The following is a 17,271-nucleotide window of genomic DNA, read 5'->3' as shown; positions in this document are numbered from 1 at the left end:
ATGAAAATAACAAACACCATAATAACGCAAAGTAGAGCCATGAAAGGTTTATCGCCATGAGTAAATTGATCGATTCATCTTGATAAGGTTTTACTTCTTCTGGTGTCGTGCAGCGACTCTGAAATGAACCCAAAAAGTTAGACACTTTTTGGGTTCATTTCAGAGTTCTTTTTTGTGTTTTAACGTGAATTTTTTGATTCGTCTTGTTATTTTATTATTTCTTCTGGTGTCGTGCAGCGACTCTGAAATGAACCCAAAAAGTTTTTTGGGTTCATTTCAGAGTTCTTTTTTGTGTTTTAACGTGAAAATTTTAAAGAGAATTATAATTTTATAATTGTATTAACTTTTAAATTTTATAGAATGAAGTAAAACGTTTAATAGGGGATAATCCAGAATTTTACATTCGATGACGCTATTTGGTACATGGCTACATGTTGCAGCAAAGAAAGGATATTTTGGAATAGTGGAATATTTAGTCCATAAAGGAATCGATGTTAATACAAAAGGTGATATATTTGATGATTCCCCTTTAAGAGTGGCAGCAGGAGAGGGGGATTTGGAGATAGTAAAGTATTTAATAGAGACCGGCGCAGAATTAGATGTGAGCTTAGCGAACAGAAATCCATTATTTGGAGCAATTTATGGTGGGCATAAAGAAGTAGTTGAGTTTCTAGTTGAAAAAGGAATAGATATTTCAATTAGATATACTGGAGAGAGTATTAAGAATTTGGATGCATATGAATATGCTAGAGAATTTGGGCAAACTGAAATTGCTGAATATTTAAAGCAGAAGATGGATAAAAAAAATAAACTGTTAAAAAAGTAAATACTCTATGATGGTTGTACCATCATAGAGTGTTATGTGCAATGATAGAATAGAAAATAAAGTACGAGCTTAGGCGAGATGACATTTTACCGGGCGATAAATATAAACACATGGAATGTATATGAAACTAATGAACTCGTACAAACTCGTAAGTTTTAACATAGTATTTGTTAGGAAGTATAAAAAGTGTCATATTGTTACTACAAAACTTATAAATTTATGCTGCTTAAAAACAAATGAACTTAAAGCGCTTGATTGTCTACGAAAGACAACAAGCGCTTTTTTATTAGATAGGCATGTTATAAATGTTTAAAAATTATTTTTATGAATTAAGGTTAACAGAAATTACTAGTATTATATAATTGAAAATACATTAGCAAAAGGTGTGTACTCCGTAACCCCATTCGTTAAAGGTGTAGAAATACTGCCAGATGGAAGTGTCGCTAGAACTGGAACGAACTATAGCGGGAAATTCCAAGAAGCCCATAATGCCTCAAAGGCGAGTATTCAGAATAGGATCTCGAATTTGGAGAGTGGTGGGGTTAAGGATGCGGGTGAAGGTAGTAGGATTATTCCTGGTACTCCGGGTATTGTAACAGGAGGGAATTCTACTAAATTAGGAAAAAATATGATGACAGAAATGGGGCTTAAACGTTCAACTAAATGGAGTGGATATCAAGCACAGCATATTATTCCTTCTGAAATGGCAGATAATCTTGTAATTAAAAAGATAGGTATGAACTTTGATGACTCATCAAACGGTATTTTTCTAAGAGTACCAGATGATAATATAAGTACAATGGCTAGACATAGAGGATATCATTCTGTTTACAATGAAGTAGTTGCAAGAGCATTAAATAAAATGGATATTAACCAAAGTATTGATAGTTTACAAAAACAGGTATATGATTTGCAAAAAAATTTAAGGAAATTACAGGGGAATGGTTTACCATTGTACCCAAGCCAAGGTGCAACAGTGGAACTTTGGGAAAGAAAGCTAAAACAATTGGAAATACAAAATAAGTAAATATCAGTAAGGTGGTAAGGTGTAATGGAAAATAAAGATATTAGTTTGCTTGAAGAATTACTTTATAATACAAATAACGAGGATACAATTAGCCGAATAAAGAATATAGATAATCCAATAATCCTTCATTGTTTTACAGCAAATTATAATTGAAATAGTGGATTTGATATACCAAATGCAATTCTTGAAAATAAAGATTGTGACTTAGGAACGGGATTACTAATGTTTCATTATGCAGACGGATATCGACTATTAGAAAGTCCGGAGGAAGTTTCGAATTCTCCATTACAAGAATGGAAGGTTTTTATATTAAAACTTCAAAATAAAATTATGAATTTGAAGTTTAAAACACAAAATATATCATTTAGCCCTGAATTAACAAAAATTCAAATATTCAAGTTAAAAAAAAGGAACCCAAGTATTTCAGATATTCTTATTAATGAGTCACCAGGAAATATAATTGATATTCCTAAAATATAAATAAACATTAAAAACTCATTACAGTAAATAAATGAGCTTAGTTATAGTGATTTTATAAACCTTACTATACTAAATTATATTTTATGGACGGATATAATAAAGTTCGTGGTGCTAAATTTAAATACGCATAAGTATATATGAATAAAAAATAAAGTATATGTGAAGTAGATAGAAAAAATAAAAGGTTTTTGAAAGTATGTACTCCATCATGGTTGTACCATCATGGAGTACTGTGTGCAATGATAGAATGGAAAATAAAGTAAAATAGCATTTTATTTGGCGATGAATATAAACATATGGAATGTATATTAAACTAACGAACTCATACAAACTCGTAAGTGTTAACATAGTCGTTGTCACGACATATAAATGGTGTCATACTGTTACTACAAAATTTATAAATTTATGCTACTTAAAAATAGATGAACTTAAAGTACTCGATTGTCGATTAAAGGCAACGAGTGTTTTTTTGCGTTTTAGCGTAGAAATTTAACAGAGCACTATAATTTTATTATGTAAACTTTTTACGTGATTTTTTATACAACTAAAGAGAAGAAAAATGTTCACTATTACTTTCATTTCTGTTATGAAAATTCTACAATAGAAAACAGAACATATATTTGGTATAATCAAAATATACTATATGAAATGATGTATATGAGTTTGAAATTCATGTAATAAGGTAAGCAAGCAATACATAACAATAGCTAATATTTAAAGTTCTTGTACCTATAGAATTCAATTCATGTTATATAAATCAATTGTTAGAAAGGAAAAGATGTAATGAATCAAATTTCATTTGAAGATTTATTTGAAGAAGAAAAAGAAAAGGTGGAGGTAGCTGAGGTATGTAAGGTACCAGCCCCTTTATCACCATTACAAAAAGATATTTTAGAATTAATTGATTCTGAAGAAATAAGTGCGCTTGAGCTATGTGAACGATTAATACGATCTGGTAAAATACCCGATGAAAGATTCACAACGAATAAGCCTAAAGCATATGGGCAAGTATGCTTACTATTAGAAGGTTTTGTTACAGAAGGAAAACTTATTTTTATCAAAGATGATGAGAAAAGAGATAGGGTATATAAATTGAAAGAAGAAGTTTGAGATGTATAGTGGGAGATGAATGATTGGTTCCCTTTAACTTGCAGCTCCGTTAGTCTAGTAATGTCCACTAAAAAGGTGTCAATCTCTCCTAGATTGACACCTTCATACTTTTAACATCTTACATACTTACGCTTGAAACCAAGTCTTCCTCTATCAAGTTCTTTCTGAATACTTTCAGAAGCATTTAACAAACTGCTTTTTTTATTATCACGTTTGACTTCAACTATACCAACTTCTTTTGCAATCTCGACTGCTTTTTCATGTAGTGGTACATATGAGATTGCCACAGTGTTTAGGAAATTATTCATAGCGGATTTTGTTCGTTCTGGAGAATGATGAATTGTATCTTTCACCATTTCAAGCATATCGGAAATTTTACTTTCGGAAAACTCATTGTCTTTGCGATTTCCTAATAGCCAACAGTAGCAACTCCAGCCGGCAGACATTTTAAGCTCGTCCCCACTTGCAATCCATTTATCAGCAACATCTTGTGCGATATTTGACTCTGATAAAGTTACTGCCACTACATAATCAGATGGCATATAAAAATATGCCCCGTCTATCCAGCGATCAAAATCAGACTCACTCATAGCTTTTGGATCGGCAATAATACCTGCAAAGTACATAGCATCGTAGTTACCTGTGGCATAAAGCTCTTCAGCTAACTCTTGATTTAATTTTATTTTTTTAGCGATTGGTTTCATAGCACCTGTAGCTACTCCGAATACTGGCTCATGCGCACCGTTAGATATGTATATTTTTTTCGTTCGTTCCTTACCTAGAGCCTCAAGTTCTTGCATAACTGTTTTAAAATCCATAGCTGTGCACTTCCTTCCTTCATGTAAGAGCCTTTTTAAGTCTTTCATATTTCTTATTTTAATACTAATTGTATTCAAGAGGTATGTCTACTTTCTAAAAGTATCGAAACTTGGTTTGAATTTTAGATGAAATAAAGAGCTAATTAAAAGGGTGGTATAATATAGAAAAAGTGAATGATGAAAATCAAATAGGGGGTATTCAATTGGAAATAAAATTGAATCGATTATATAGAGAGATAGCGGAAACGGTTCATGCCATGATTCCAGAAGAATGGGAGAAATTTTATTTTTATGCACAAATATCAGAAGATGGAGGGGGAACTTACTTTTTCTATAACAACTTCAGAAATAAAGAAAATTATAAGTATAGTGTAGAAATTCCTTTTAAATACGAAGTTGATGAAGAGGAGTTTGAAAGGAAAGAAGATTTTTTATATAAATTGAGTAAGGAATTAAGAAATGTTTTCAAAGATAACCACCAAGAACTTTGGTATTCCTTTACAATGTCTCTTGAACATAGTGGGAAATTTAACATGCATTTCGATTATACAAATTGGTTCGATACAGAATATAGTTTTAGTGATCAGATGATTATTTGGAAACATAAATACTTAGGTGAAGTACCAATTGATGAAAATGATAAAGAGCTAATTAATAAGTATGACAATGAATTTCCGAATAATCCTATTTGACTGAAAGGAAAGAAGAAATGGTTTTTATAAAAATCATGAATTTTAAAGCGTAAGTTGAATGAGAATATATATTCATAATGGAGGACGCTATTAATGGAAGTACACGGAATGGTTTCAATATGGTTCGGTAATATGCAAACGCAAGATCAGTTGGATACATATATAGATGTTACGTATGATGAAGAAGGAGACTCTATACCAGCAAGATTTTTTGTTGATTTTAATATTGATATGATTGATGTAGATGAAGATTTTATTGAAAAGGAAGTGTTAGAAGAAGCGAGTGATGACATTTCTATGTTATTAACGGGATGTTCATATGATGATAAAATACTTTCTCGAATTAAGGAAGTAGTTAAATTAAATAAATCCTATAATTCTATCGTTTTAATTTATAATTTTCAATATGACAATTCAGTAAGTAATTTTGAAGCTTTTGATTTTGTGACTGCTACAAGCTATCTATAGTTAGAAGCAAAGTATAGTAGAATAAAAAATACATTTGTATAGTTTTTCCAATGAATATTTGGTATGATGGTGAATGGGAAAAATATACAAGTTGTTAGTTTTTCAAAAAAGGGGGATTGAATTGAAAAGAACACCTGAATTTGTATTAGGTTTAATTGGTGGCATTTTGGGAATTATTATTTCCATAATATTAATAGTTGTAGCGTTTAATATTATGGAAGGTGTTGATTACGAACTTTTAGCTTATTACTCTATTATTTTAACGGTTCAAATAGGATTGTTCATTTTATCGTGTTTAGTAAACAAGGTTAATAATAAAGTTTATGGAGTTTGTATGATTGTGATTCCTATAGTTATGTTGTTTATGTCATTATTCTTTTTACTTATTCCGACAATTTTACAAATTATATCTGGTTCATTTGCATTTAGGACATTAAAGTTAGAATCGAATGTAAGCTAAATATAATTATAAACGTCTGAATATTCGGTTTTTTAAACATTTTCGTTTGCAGTTCAAATTAACATAAAGTACAAAGTTGTACGCTTTAGGAGGAGAAATAGATGATTATTTGGTCTGGTTGGGGTTTTTTAGTCGCAATTATTGTAATTATTAATACTCTTTTGGGTAAGGCTATCTTTGGATCTATAACGGGGGACGCTACATATTTTCAAGACCATAGTTGGCCAATGGCGGTAATGTTTATTATATCAGGGGTTATGTCTTGGTATTTAGGTAAATATATTAATAAGCCAGATGGGAAAGTTTATATAGATGCCGAAACTGGTGAAAAAGTTATGTTTAACAAAAAGCACTCATTATTTTTTATAAAAATGGAATATTGGGGACCGATTCTAGGAGTTATTGCGATTGTAACTTTAATTACAAGATAAAAAAAGAGGATGGGTATAGCAAGAGTAATCCATTCAAGTAGAAGGAGAAATCAGTCATGAATGCAAAGAAACTACTAGGGGTAGCAGTTCCGGTCATGTTGTTATTTGGTTGTGGAGTTTCTGAGAAAACGAACACTTCTAAACAGGAGAAAACGGAAGAGTCTAAAGTAAAAGAATCGAAGTCTAATAGTAAGAAAGAAAAAGTTTCAAAGGAAGACTATCCTAATAAAGTGTATAAATTAGGGGTAGAGTTTGATAAGTTGTTTGCGGAGCATAACAATATTACAAGAGAGGTTTTTGACGGTAAGAAAAAGAAATCAGATATAGTAGATAGTGTGAAAGAATTAAATAAAGTGTTAGATAAATTTGAGTCGATAGATCCCCCTGCAGAGTATGTAAATCAACAAAAGGATTTTGAAAAAGCAATTGGTTATTTTAGAGAGTCTTTTTCTTTAATAAATGAAGTATTCACCCGAAAAGAAAAAAGAGAAAAAGGCGATAAGACTGATAAAGAGTTAATGGAGAAATCCGAAAAGTTAGTGAAAGAAGGAGATATTTACTGGCTTAAGGCATTCAAAGATCTTGAAGGGGATATTAAAATCGGTGACGGTACAGTATCTGTGAAAGATTTGAAAGAGTTAGATAAGAAAGCTGGAATTAATACGGATAACGTTATGAAGAATGTGAAAGATGGTACGGAATTAATCGGTAATTGGGGATTCAAAGGAACAGACGGTTTCATTATGTCACTTATTCTAAAAGGTGATAAGACATTTGAAACGTATGGTAAAGGTGAGTATCCAAATAAAAAGAATTATATTGAAGGCACTTGGGAATATGATAAGGAAGCTTTTACAATCTATTTACATCTCAATAAACGTTTAGTAGACGGTGTAGAAGATACAATTCAAAAAAAGAAAATAGCATATAAAGTTCAAGATTATGATGGGGAAAACTTGCAATTATTTAATGAGACGTCATTTCATACAATTAAGTATGTGAAGCAAAGTTAAAGTTATGTAGGACTAGGTTTAAATGGCCTAGTCCTTCATTAAAGTGCGAGTATGTAAATAATATGTTATCTTTCGTTCTGTTTACTTAATATCATGTTATTCTTTAATAGAGTAATAAATGGAGTTTTGCATTAAATATATGAGGTTGGTTACAAATGATAAAGAAATTTACTAGATTCGTATTAATAGTGGTTATCCCAATCAGTCTTATTACAGGTTGTGGGACTGCTGAAAAAACTGAAGCACAAAAGTCGAAAGCGGTACAAACGGAGAAAAAGGACTATATGGATTACTCATATGGTAGCAAAGGTATATTAGTAAGTGGCAAAGCGAAAGAACGGCAACAATACGAGATTGGATATATGGATGATAATAAATTAATTGGGATTGATGAAAATATTGAAGACTGCATTATTTTAGATAATAAAGATGAAGCAGGTCTCATTTGGAAACAAATAGAGCGAGGATCTATTATTGAAGTGCAATACGGTAAGGATCGCAATGATATCGTAGGCGTGCAATTCGTAGGAGATCGTGAGTCATATGAAATTAGTGATAAGTTTGATCGGAATACGATAAATGAGATTGTTGAAAACGTTAAAGGGAATTTGTAATAGATGTATTTCGATAGTATAGGATCTCTTATTATGAAATTGTATGCCAGTTATTTGTCTAAGTTTAAATTGATTATTTTGACGGTATTTGTAATTAGTTGTAAAATAATGTTTGTTGATGAATTTTATAAAAAGTATGTTAGATGAAATTCATCTGTAGGGATGACATATAAATATTTTCTTAATGGGTATAAAATATGATAATTTAAATATATAAATAAAAAGAAAATATATTAGGATTACATAGTAGATTCATATTTTTAAAAATTAATGTGACAATAAAGGGAGGTTGAGATACATACACGGTGGGAGTGTGTATGTATTTATTATAATAATGAATAAGACAATCAAACAACAAGTAATCGCACTATCAACAAGTCTAGTGATTTTAGGGAGCGTACCTTTATCAGCATCAGCAGAAGAGATCAACAAATCTCAAACTGATCAACTTAATATTGCCCAAGGAGAACACGGAACGAGCGGATTAAATTATTCTAATTTCAAGTTGGAAGTTCCTGATCATGTACAAATTAACGAAGCAGAAGTATCTGGAAATGAAAAAATGCTTTTAGAAGAATATAAGCATAAACATGTTGAAACAGAAGAATTAAACAAAATGCAAGATGCTAAGAAGGGACAAGTAGCAGAAAAGGAAGCTATTTCAAACATTGAAAAGGCATTTGAATCTGTAGATGGTCGAAATGATGGATCTGATCGTCAAATGAAACCTGTTGCAAAGCCAAGAGGTATTCAATATAGTGCACAGAGTACGAAGAAATATGGAACACTTGCAGGAGTTCCATTTGTGGAGTGGATTGTTCCAGCAGGAAATCCTGATATTCGTCCTGCGAATCCGATGAAAGCACGTTACATTACAATCCATGAGACCGCAAATACAGCCGCTGGTGCTAATGCTGAAAATCATGCGAAATATTTATACAAGCAAGCAACTGAAGGCACTTTCCGAACAGCTTCATGGCATTTTACTGTAGATGATAAACAAATTTATCAACACTTACCAACAAACGAAAATGGTTGGCATGCAGGAGATGGAGATGGTTCAGGAAACAGGGAGTCTATCGGTATCGAGATTGCGGTTAACCAAGACGGTGATTACAATAAAGCGTTAGAAAATGCAAAACGACTTGCAGGTTATTTAATGAACAAAGAAGGAATTGGTGCAGATCATATATACAAGCATCAACAATGGAGTGGGAAAAAATGTCCTGACATTTTAATTTCACGAGGTAATTGGGCTGGTTTCGTACAAGGAATTCAGTGGTATGCAAATATAAATGCGCAGATTGATACGCCTTTACAAGATAAAAATGACTCATTTAATCCAAATGAAAATAATCCAGCTGAACCTAGCATGGAACTAGTGGTAAATGGTAGTGGCATCAATGTACGTAGTGATGCGGGCATTGAACATCGTGTTGTACGTAAAGCTTCAAACGGAGATCGTTACAAAGTATTAGCGGTTAAAAATGGTTGGTATAAAGTAGGTAATGGAGAATGGATTTTCTATGACCCAAGTTGGATTAAAATTAACTACAATGTACCAAAGGAAGAAGTACAAAAGCCTAAGGAAGAAGTACAAAAAACAAAAGATGATATTACAGGTGGATGGTTTGAAGGGCATATTCGTAAATTAAACAGTCTAGGTATTATGCAAGGCGAAGGCAATGGTGTATTTGCTCCATATCGAAATGTAACGAGAGCGGAGTTTGCGAAATTAATCTCGAATGCTCTTAAACTACCAGAGGGAAATAAGTCATTTGTAGATATTAATGAGGCACATCCATCACTTCATGACGGTATTAAACGTTGTGCAAGTGCAGGAATTATTAATGGTCGTGGTGAAGGGATTTTTGATCCTAACGCACCAATTACTCGTGAAGAAGTATCTATTATGATTGACAAAGCATTACGATATAAAGGAATTACAGGTGAGTTAGTAGCATTACCATTTACAGATAAGCATTTAATAACATACAAAGAATCGGTTCAACGATTATACAGTTTAAAGGTAGTTAATGGTATTGGAAATAATGAGTTTGATCCTCGAGGCACAGCAACTCGTGGTCAGGCGGCTGCCTTTATTGTGAAGATGTTAGATTCAATGCAAAAATAAAATGAAACTTTAATCAGTGAGGGCCACTCGCATTGCAATCAAGCAGTTTATTCACCAAATTTTGAAATGAGAGTTTTACTGCCCGCAAATAGCAGAAGAAATTGTATGTAGAAGCTGACATTGGTAGAAGTAAAAAATAAGAAGAATTTGAAAGGAGCTATCCAAAATAATAATTTGGAATAGCTCCTATTTAGTAGGAAGAACAATTGTATTTGATAGATTGTAATGTAGAATGCCCTTCCAAGCCCCTCATAAGCCCCTACCAAGTAATAAATCACTAAGAAAAAACAAAAGCAAAAACAAAAACAAAAACAACTACAAGAACAAAACAAGCGCGAAAAAATGAAACCGGCGTTGTAGTAGTAAAAAAATTGTAATTCGAATGCCAAAACCATTCCCGCATTCCTATCTTTATAATGAAGGATTAAAATTTTCCTATTTACTAGCAAAGAGTGGAGGGAAACATATGGCGGTATACCGTAATGTGCAGGTGAACTTTTGGCAAGATGAATTCATATTAGATTTAACGCCAGAGGAGCGTTATTTTTACATATATTTGTTAACTGGTACGAAAACGAAGCAATGTGGTATCTACATATTACCGAAGCGTGTGGCAGAGCTTGAAACAGGTTATAGTATGGAGACTGTTGAGAAGTTGCTAAACAGGTTTGTTGAGTATGGAAAGATTCTATATGATACGGAAACGAAAGAGGTATTCATAATAAATTGGTTACACTATAACCCTATTTCAAATACGAATGTGGAGAAGTGCGTATTACGTGAGTTAAAGACTATAAAAAGTAATGAGTTCATACATATATTTTTACGTAAATGCCTTGAAAAAGAATACAAGATTCCATTAGTACTGCAGCATTTTGGTATGCCAAAAGAAGAGGATAATAGTAGTTCACAAGTAGTTATTGAAGAGAAAGAAGAAGCGGAAGAGGTGGAAACCATAGAAGAGGACGTTCCAAATAGTGAAGTTTATAAGTTTTATGAACAAAATATTAGTAGTTTATCCCCATATATTGTGAAGGAATTGAAGAATTGGATACAAAGACTTTCTGGAGAGAAAGTGTTAGAGGCACTTAAAATTGCGTTTGAAAATAATAAGAAAACGTTAGCTTATGTGAAGGGGATTTTGAGGAATTGGTGTAAGAAAGGACGAGTAGATTTTAGTGAAGGAATGCATAGGAGAGAAGTATTTGGTTCGTATGATCCATAGTTTGGATAAGGATTTTTTCTAGTCTAAAAGGTTCTTTTACTATAGAAGCGAATAGTGTGAGAAAGGGGTGGTTATATGGAAGTCGTTATAAAGAAGAAACGAAAAAGGGGAAAAAGAATTTTTATTTGGGCTAGTAGTATCGTTCTTTTGTTAGTTATTTCCGCTGCGATTTTTTTGAACATATATACGCTGAAATCTATGCCAAAGATAGATGGAACGATAAAGCTAGAGGATTTACAACAGGCTGTTACGGTGAAGCGTGATAGTAAAGGTGTACCGCATATTAGATCGGAAACTGCACATGATTTATATTTTTCACAAGGATATGTGCAAGCGCAAGATCGTTTGTTTCAAATGGACTTAAGTAGAAGACAAGCGTCTGGTATGTTAAGTGAAGTTGTTGGGGAAGCAGCTGTTGACCGAGATAAATTGTTTCGAACACTCGGTTTACGGCGAGCGGCCGAAGCTTCAGTTAGTCAATATAATGGAGAAGCGAAAGATGCCCTGCAGTCATTTGCTGATGGGGTGAACGCTTTTATACATGAGGCGAAAAAGGAAAAGAAATTACCAGTTGAGTTTACTATATTAGGTTATGAACCTGCTGAGTGGTCAATTGTTGATACTTTAACGATTGGGAAGTATATGGCGTTTGACTTAGGAGGACATTGGCACGGACAGGCATTTCGATATTGGGCGCTGAAAAATCTTCCGAAAGAGCAAGCGAATGAGCTATTTCCTGCATATCCGAAAGATGCTCCTAGATTGCTAGCTGAACTGAAAAATACAAATGTGGACGTAGCACAAAGTTTTTCAAAAACGATAATTCCGCCGGAGTTTAACGGTAGTAATAACTGGGTTGTGAGCGGTGAGAAGAGTGCGTCAGGTAAGCCAATTTTAGCAGATGATCCTCATTTATCTCTTGCGACGCCTTCTATTTGGTATCAAACGAGACTTGAAATGAAAGGTTTAAATGTGAGTGGCGTTATTTTCGCTGGAGTACCAGGTGTTATATTAGGACACAATGACAAAATAGCGTGGGGTGTTACGAATACAGGGCCTGATGTGCAAGATTTATATATTGAGAAGAGAAATCCTAATAATGAAAATGAATTTCTGTATAACGATAAATGGGAGAAAGCTACCGTTGTAGACGAGTCTATTAAAGTAAAAGGCGGGAAGACAATTCCTTATAACGTTACGATTACGAGGCATGGACCAGTAATTTCAGAGTTTGCGGATAAGGGGAAGGAGAAAAAGAAAACAGTATTCTCTTTAAAGTGGACAGCTTTAGAACCGTCAGCTGAGTTAAAAGCTGTATTAAATATGAACAAAGCAAAAGACTGGAATGAGTTTGAAACCGCTCTTCAAGATTTTCATACACCAACCCAAAACTTTGTGTTTGCATCAAACGACGGCACAATTGCTTATAAAGCGAATGGAAATATACCAGTGCGTAAAAAAGGTGATGGTAGCTTACCTGTTCCAGGATGGACAGATGAATATGAATGGGAAGGGTATATCCCGTTTGATCAACTTCCAAAAGTAATTAATCCAAAACAAGGGTTTATTTCAACTGCGAATAATAAAATTGTTGATGATGATTATCTGTATCATATTAGCAATACGTGGGCGCAGCCATATAGGCAAATGCGTATTCAAGAATTTTTGCAAGAGAAGGAAAAGTATACGGTGAAAGATTTAGAAGAGTTACAGATGGATCAAAAGAATTTATATGGGAAAGAGTTTACTCCTATATTTTTAAAAGAGTTAAATAAAGCATCTTTAAATGAGGTAGAGAAAGAAGGCGTAGACCAATTAACAAAGTGGAATTTTTACGATAGTAAAGATGAAGCGGCACCATTAATATTCCATTTGTTAATGAAAGAGATTTCAAATACGTTATTTTCAAAAGAAATACCGAAAGATGTAATGAAGTTATTTGAAGGGAAGTCACAAGTTGTTGATGAATTGATTCGAAAAGAAGTAGCGGGAGAAAATAGCGTTTGGTTTACGAAGTACGGAGGTTTCACAAAAGTTGTGCATACATCGTACGAGAATGTAATGAAGAAATTGCAGAAGGAATATGGACCCGATATTGGAGAGTGGAGGTGGGGCGATTACCATCAACTCGCTTTTACACATCCAATTTCGAAATCATCGAGTATGTTAGCATTACTCGCTTTTAATCGTGAGAAACCAGTTCCGATTGGTGGGAGCCAAGTTACCGTGCAAGCAGCGAGTTACGGCGAAAACGGCATTGTAAATCACGGGGCGTCTTGGAGATTCATTATTGATACGAAAGATATGTCAAACGGTTATCATATCGTAGGGCCAGGACAGTCGGGCCATTTTAGAAGCGATTGGTATCATGATCAAATAGATGATTGGGTAAATGGCACGTATCATACGACTACATTGAATACGGAGGGGATAGAGGGGAAGGTGCTAAATTTAGAACCGAAGTGATAGGGTGTTTTTGTTTGTGGAGGGAACTAGTAATACTCTTTTTGATAATGAAAGCTTATCATTTAGAACATAACCCAGTTCTTAAATAATTTTAACAGCCAGCCTACTATCATTTAATTTGATAGTAGGCTGTTTCCATCTTCGAAATACGCTGTAGCAACTTCTTCAGGATTACGATTATTTCCACATGCTGTAAGTGCTGTAACTAATAAAGTCATTACAACTATTAACATGATCATTCCAGTTTTGAGGGGAATTAGTTAACAAAGACTAGGTATTATTTGCAACAGAACTGTTCCTCTATCCCCCTTGTTTCATCATTTTTCTAGGCCAGCCAACTTGACAAATGTTTTTTTATCAAACTACAATGAAAATCATTATCAATAATATAGGGAGGATACTTTGGTCAATAAATGAAAAACAATATATTTATAGGTTAATAATCAGATCTTGTTAAGTTGTATGTACTATTTTTAGTTTAGCGTTTCCCAGAATGTACACCAATTAATCTCGCGAATTACAAGAAAACTATTATTGAAATGAGGCGTGTATTGTGAAGTTAGACGTGAATGAGTTAGCAGAGTATCTTGCCAATACTCCTTTCCGAGTAGAAGGAGTATATCGTTATGCTAAAAATCCAGGTGTGCCTTTTGCTGAGTCTACAGATTCTTTCCCAGGATTTGTATTTCCAATTACAGGGAAGACGCAATTTCAATTTAATGGTACGCCGTATACTCTTTCCCCAGGAAAAGTTATACATGGGGGTGCAAAAATGACATTAGCCCATAAAATGCTTGGTGAAATAAACTGGGAATATATTCTTGTTTTATATCGGATAAGCAATTCAGAACGAGAAGACTCTGGCTTTACTCATCAGCATTTTGAATTATTAACAGGACAATCTCCTCGTCTTGTCGAATTACTTATGCGTCTTTGGGATGTATATAATCAGCGTGGAGGCATTTCGATGTTTCAGACCGAAATGCTGTTTCGCGAAGCGTTGAATGAAGCTTTATTAAGTGTTTTCAATAGAGAAAGCAATTATGAGTCGCATACTTTATTCGAACGAATATCTAGTTACGTTCGTAAATACTATTATAAAGATATTACAATTCATACACTTACAGAACAAAATAATGTTAATCGAAATCGTCTTTCTTACGTGTTTAGAAAGCATGCAGGTATGGGGGCAGCAGAATATTTATTGAACTATCGTATAAAGATGGCTCAAAAAATGTTATGTACAAGTGATGTGCCTGTACAACAAATTGCGCAGGCTGTTGGAATCGCAGACCCTTTTTATTTTAGTAGAGTTTTCAAGAAGCGAGTTGGCATTTCGCCTACTAAATATCGCGAGAAGTTCATCAATAATCCATACTAATGTCAACAGGGGTCCATTCTTATTTGAAAATCACTGTTCTATACTTATGGAGAGTTAAAGGAAACATTGGATTGAAAGTACTTTCATTGAAATCACTCCTTTGTACTATCTGAATGAAAAGTTCTGGCCGGAGCATTTTCTTTTTAAGCGTAATAACGACTTTTTTACTTATATTACTGTAATATAGTGGAATTTGAAAGTGAGGAGGGATTATTATCCATTACCAACCTATTAAACTAAATGACGAGTTATCTAAAATTAACGATTATTGGTATCCACAAGTGATTGGTGAAATGAATGACGATCAAATTCAGCTTTTTAAAGCTAATGGAGATTTTATATGGCATGAGCATCCTAATACAGATAAGCTATTTATTGTGCTTGAAGGGGAGATGTTCATCGATTTTCGTGATGGACAGGTGAAAATTTCTAAAGGCGAGATGTTTATTGTCCCGAGAGGCGTTGAGCATAAACCTTTCACTGAAAAGGAATCCCATATCATGTTGGTAGAGCCTAAAAGGGAAATGGATTGATAATTGTAAAAAGATAAAAAAGGAGCGGAAATCCGTTCCTTTTTTATTTATCTTACTATTTTTAGGAGCTTAGTATGAGTAAGATGTGAATAAAGGATGAATAGCATTTTTATCAATAAAAATTTATTGGATTTTTTGTGGAATATATATGAAACGTTGTATAAAATAATCAAGAAAGCCAAAAATTATAGGGGGAAAGTTGTGAAGAAAAATAAGAGTTTAATAAGTTTTTTAGGAGTGTTTCTTATGTTGTTTTCTTTTTGTTTTCAAGGAAATGTACAGGCAGATGTAAATACTGTTCAATCTGGAAAAATCAAATCAGGAAACGTAACAGTATGGGAAGTTGGAAATGTAGCGAAAGTATTAGCGGATGTGGAGCGCTTAAATTTAAATACAGTAAATGTACCGATTCAAGTAGATATCCCAAATGTGACTTCTACTAACATGGTAATTAATCAAGCGCAAAAGCAACAAGCTATTATTTTAATTCAAGAATTATTAAAGCGTAATATTCAAGTTATAGTGGAACCGTTCCCGTATATTCAGCAGGGGAATGTTGGAGAGACAGAATGGAACCCAAGTAACATTAATGATTTCTTCTGGAATTGGAAGACGGTTATTCTGCAAGATATTTTTAATTCCATTACAAGTAAATACAATGTGTATGGACTAAAGATTGCTTCTAATTTCGTGAATATGGAGTATGCAGAAGGATACTGGAGCGATACAATTGATTTTGTTCGTAATCAGTATAAAGGAAATGTTTTGTATCAAATGAACTGGTGGTTAACAGCAAGCTGGGACCCTTCTTATGAAGCGAAGTTTAAAGAGAAAATCAATCGCCCGTATTTAAAAAAGGTGGATATTGTTAGCATAGACAGTTGGTTTGAAGTTTCAGGAAAAAGAAATCCAACATATGAAGAAGTGAAGCAAAGTTTATTTGCGACAACAGTATATAATCGTGGGCAAAATGTTGTTCAGCAATTGGAACAATTACATAATGCAACAGGAAAGCCAGTTTACTTCGGTGGATTTAACGTTCCAGCACGTGAACTTGGATTACAAAATCCATGGAATCCAGATGTTTCAAATGTGTTTTCGAAGGATGTGCAATTAAATGGATGGCGTGCTTACCGCGATGTATTAGAACCGAAACCATATTTTAAAGGTTTTTCAATTTGGTTTATTGGCTCTAATGATAGTACACATGCGTATCAAATACATAGTAAAGAAGCAGAGGCAGTTATTAACGGGTGGTACAGAAAATAAATTTTATAAAATAGGTAAGTTTTAAAGTTTACTACATATATTTCTAGTGAAAGGCCTTTCACCATCTTATCACCTAGGGGGCAATCATAATGAAATTTTTGTCTTACCTTACAGTAATTTTGGTGATTCTTGGCGGTTTGAATTGGTTATTTGTAGCGTTAGATTACAATGTAGTTGAGAAATGGTTTGGTTCTATGCCGGCGCTTGTGGACACTATTTATTGGCTCATTGGTCTCTCTGCTATTTATCAAATTTTTGATCGGTTCTTTACGAACGATTAGCTATTATTCTTTCATTATTAGAGTGTTAAGTACGATTATGTAC

General features: G+C 33.4%; 17 protein-coding genes and 2 pseudogenes. 18 read left to right on the top strand and 1 reads right to left on the bottom strand.

Annotated elements, in window-relative coordinates; genetic code table 11:
• Positions 1-359: 359 nt before the first annotated feature.
• From DN401_RS14415 to DN401_RS14390, 5 genes and pseudogenes are all read left to right on the top strand, one after another.
• Positions 360-826, top strand: a pseudogene (locus DN401_RS14415) (ankyrin repeat domain-containing protein); the annotation flags it as partial.
• Positions 827-947: 121 nt separating this feature from the next.
• The gene (locus DN401_RS30180) at positions 948-1,139 is read left to right on the top strand and encodes a hypothetical protein (RefSeq protein ID WP_033689828.1); all 192 of its coding nucleotides are present in this window, start codon (positions 948-950) and stop codon (positions 1,137-1,139) included.
• A 72-nt stretch (positions 1,140-1,211) separates the two neighbouring features.
• Positions 1,212-1,853, top strand: coding sequence for an AHH domain-containing protein (locus DN401_RS14405; RefSeq protein ID WP_086692897.1), 642 nt, complete (start codon positions 1,212-1,214; stop codon positions 1,851-1,853).
• 24 nt (positions 1,854-1,877) lie between these two features.
• Positions 1,878-2,333 (top strand): annotated as a pseudogene (locus DN401_RS14400) (DUF4274 domain-containing protein).
• Between the two features lie 783 nt (positions 2,334-3,116).
• Positions 3,117-3,443, top strand: coding sequence for a DUF3895 domain-containing protein (locus DN401_RS14390; protein WP_001071909.1), 327 nt, complete (start codon positions 3,117-3,119; stop codon positions 3,441-3,443).
• A 110-nt stretch (positions 3,444-3,553) separates the two neighbouring features.
• Here the strand turns inward: DN401_RS14390 and DN401_RS14385 are convergent, their stop codons facing one another.
• Entirely contained in the window at positions 3,554-4,261 is a 708-nt protein-coding gene (locus DN401_RS14385) for a DNA alkylation repair protein (protein WP_149287777.1), read from the bottom strand.
• Positions 4,262-4,464: 203 nt separating this feature from the next.
• On the opposite strand from DN401_RS14385, the gene DN401_RS14380 reads away from it, so the two are divergent.
• The 13 genes from DN401_RS14380 to DN401_RS14310 all read left to right on the top strand — a co-directional run bounded on the left by DN401_RS14380 (position 4,465) and on the right by DN401_RS14310 (position 17,228).
• Positions 4,465-4,953, top strand: a complete 489-nt coding sequence (locus DN401_RS14380) for an antitoxin YezG family protein (protein ID WP_000403546.1) — start codon at positions 4,465-4,467, stop codon at positions 4,951-4,953.
• A gap of 93 nt (positions 4,954-5,046) precedes the next feature.
• Entirely contained in the window at positions 5,047-5,421 is a 375-nt protein-coding gene (locus DN401_RS14375) for an immunity 22 family protein (RefSeq protein ID WP_000451795.1), read from the top strand.
• A gap of 121 nt (positions 5,422-5,542) precedes the next feature.
• A complete protein-coding gene (locus tag DN401_RS14370) occupies positions 5,543-5,881 on the top strand; it encodes a DUF4064 domain-containing protein (RefSeq protein ID WP_000831724.1) in 339 nt (112 codons plus the stop codon).
• A 101-nt stretch (positions 5,882-5,982) separates the two neighbouring features.
• The gene (locus DN401_RS14365; protein WP_000587853.1) at positions 5,983-6,312 is read left to right on the top strand and encodes a hypothetical protein; all 330 of its coding nucleotides are present in this window, start codon (positions 5,983-5,985) and stop codon (positions 6,310-6,312) included.
• A 56-nt stretch (positions 6,313-6,368) separates the two neighbouring features.
• Positions 6,369-7,325: a DUF3994 domain-containing protein gene (locus DN401_RS14360; RefSeq protein ID WP_000992202.1), complete on the top strand. Its 957-nt coding sequence runs from the start codon at positions 6,369-6,371 to the stop codon at positions 7,323-7,325.
• A gap of 155 nt (positions 7,326-7,480) precedes the next feature.
• Positions 7,481-7,939 carry a hypothetical protein gene (locus DN401_RS14355; protein WP_000591627.1) on the top strand — a complete coding sequence of 153 codons (459 nt, stop codon included), beginning with the start codon at positions 7,481-7,483 and terminating at the stop codon, positions 7,937-7,939.
• A 334-nt stretch (positions 7,940-8,273) separates the two neighbouring features.
• A complete protein-coding gene (locus DN401_RS14350) occupies positions 8,274-10,073 on the top strand; it encodes an S-layer homology domain-containing protein (protein WP_002204743.1) in 1,800 nt (599 codons plus the stop codon).
• A gap of 382 nt (positions 10,074-10,455) precedes the next feature.
• A complete protein-coding gene (locus DN401_RS14340) occupies positions 10,456-11,298 on the top strand; it encodes a DnaD domain-containing protein (protein ID WP_134266263.1) in 843 nt (280 codons plus the stop codon).
• A gap of 75 nt (positions 11,299-11,373) precedes the next feature.
• Positions 11,374-13,764: a penicillin acylase family protein gene (locus DN401_RS14335; protein ID WP_149287771.1), complete on the top strand. Its 2,391-nt coding sequence runs from the start codon at positions 11,374-11,376 to the stop codon at positions 13,762-13,764.
• 553 nt (positions 13,765-14,317) lie between these two features.
• Positions 14,318-15,145, top strand: a complete 828-nt coding sequence (locus DN401_RS14330; RefSeq protein ID WP_000762815.1) for a helix-turn-helix transcriptional regulator — start codon at positions 14,318-14,320, stop codon at positions 15,143-15,145.
• Between the two features lie 293 nt (positions 15,146-15,438).
• On the top strand, positions 15,439-15,678 hold the full coding sequence (locus DN401_RS14320) for a cupin domain-containing protein (RefSeq protein WP_000997182.1): 240 nt from the start codon (positions 15,439-15,441) through the stop codon (positions 15,676-15,678).
• Positions 15,679-15,879: 201 nt separating this feature from the next.
• A complete protein-coding gene (locus DN401_RS14315; protein WP_000739788.1) occupies positions 15,880-16,947 on the top strand; it encodes a glycoside hydrolase family 113 in 1,068 nt (355 codons plus the stop codon).
• Positions 16,948-17,036: 89 nt separating this feature from the next.
• The gene (locus DN401_RS14310; protein ID WP_000670804.1) at positions 17,037-17,228 is read left to right on the top strand and encodes a DUF378 domain-containing protein; all 192 of its coding nucleotides are present in this window, start codon (positions 17,037-17,039) and stop codon (positions 17,226-17,228) included.
• Positions 17,229-17,271: the final 43 nt, after the last annotated feature.

The organism is Bacillus sp. BF2-3 (genome assembly GCF_008368795.1).
Lineage (GTDB): Bacteria > Bacillota > Bacilli > Bacillales > Bacillaceae_G > Bacillus_A > Bacillus_A cereus.
Note: the sequence above shows the minus strand (reverse complement) of the source record. Positions and strands in the feature narration are given on the sequence as shown.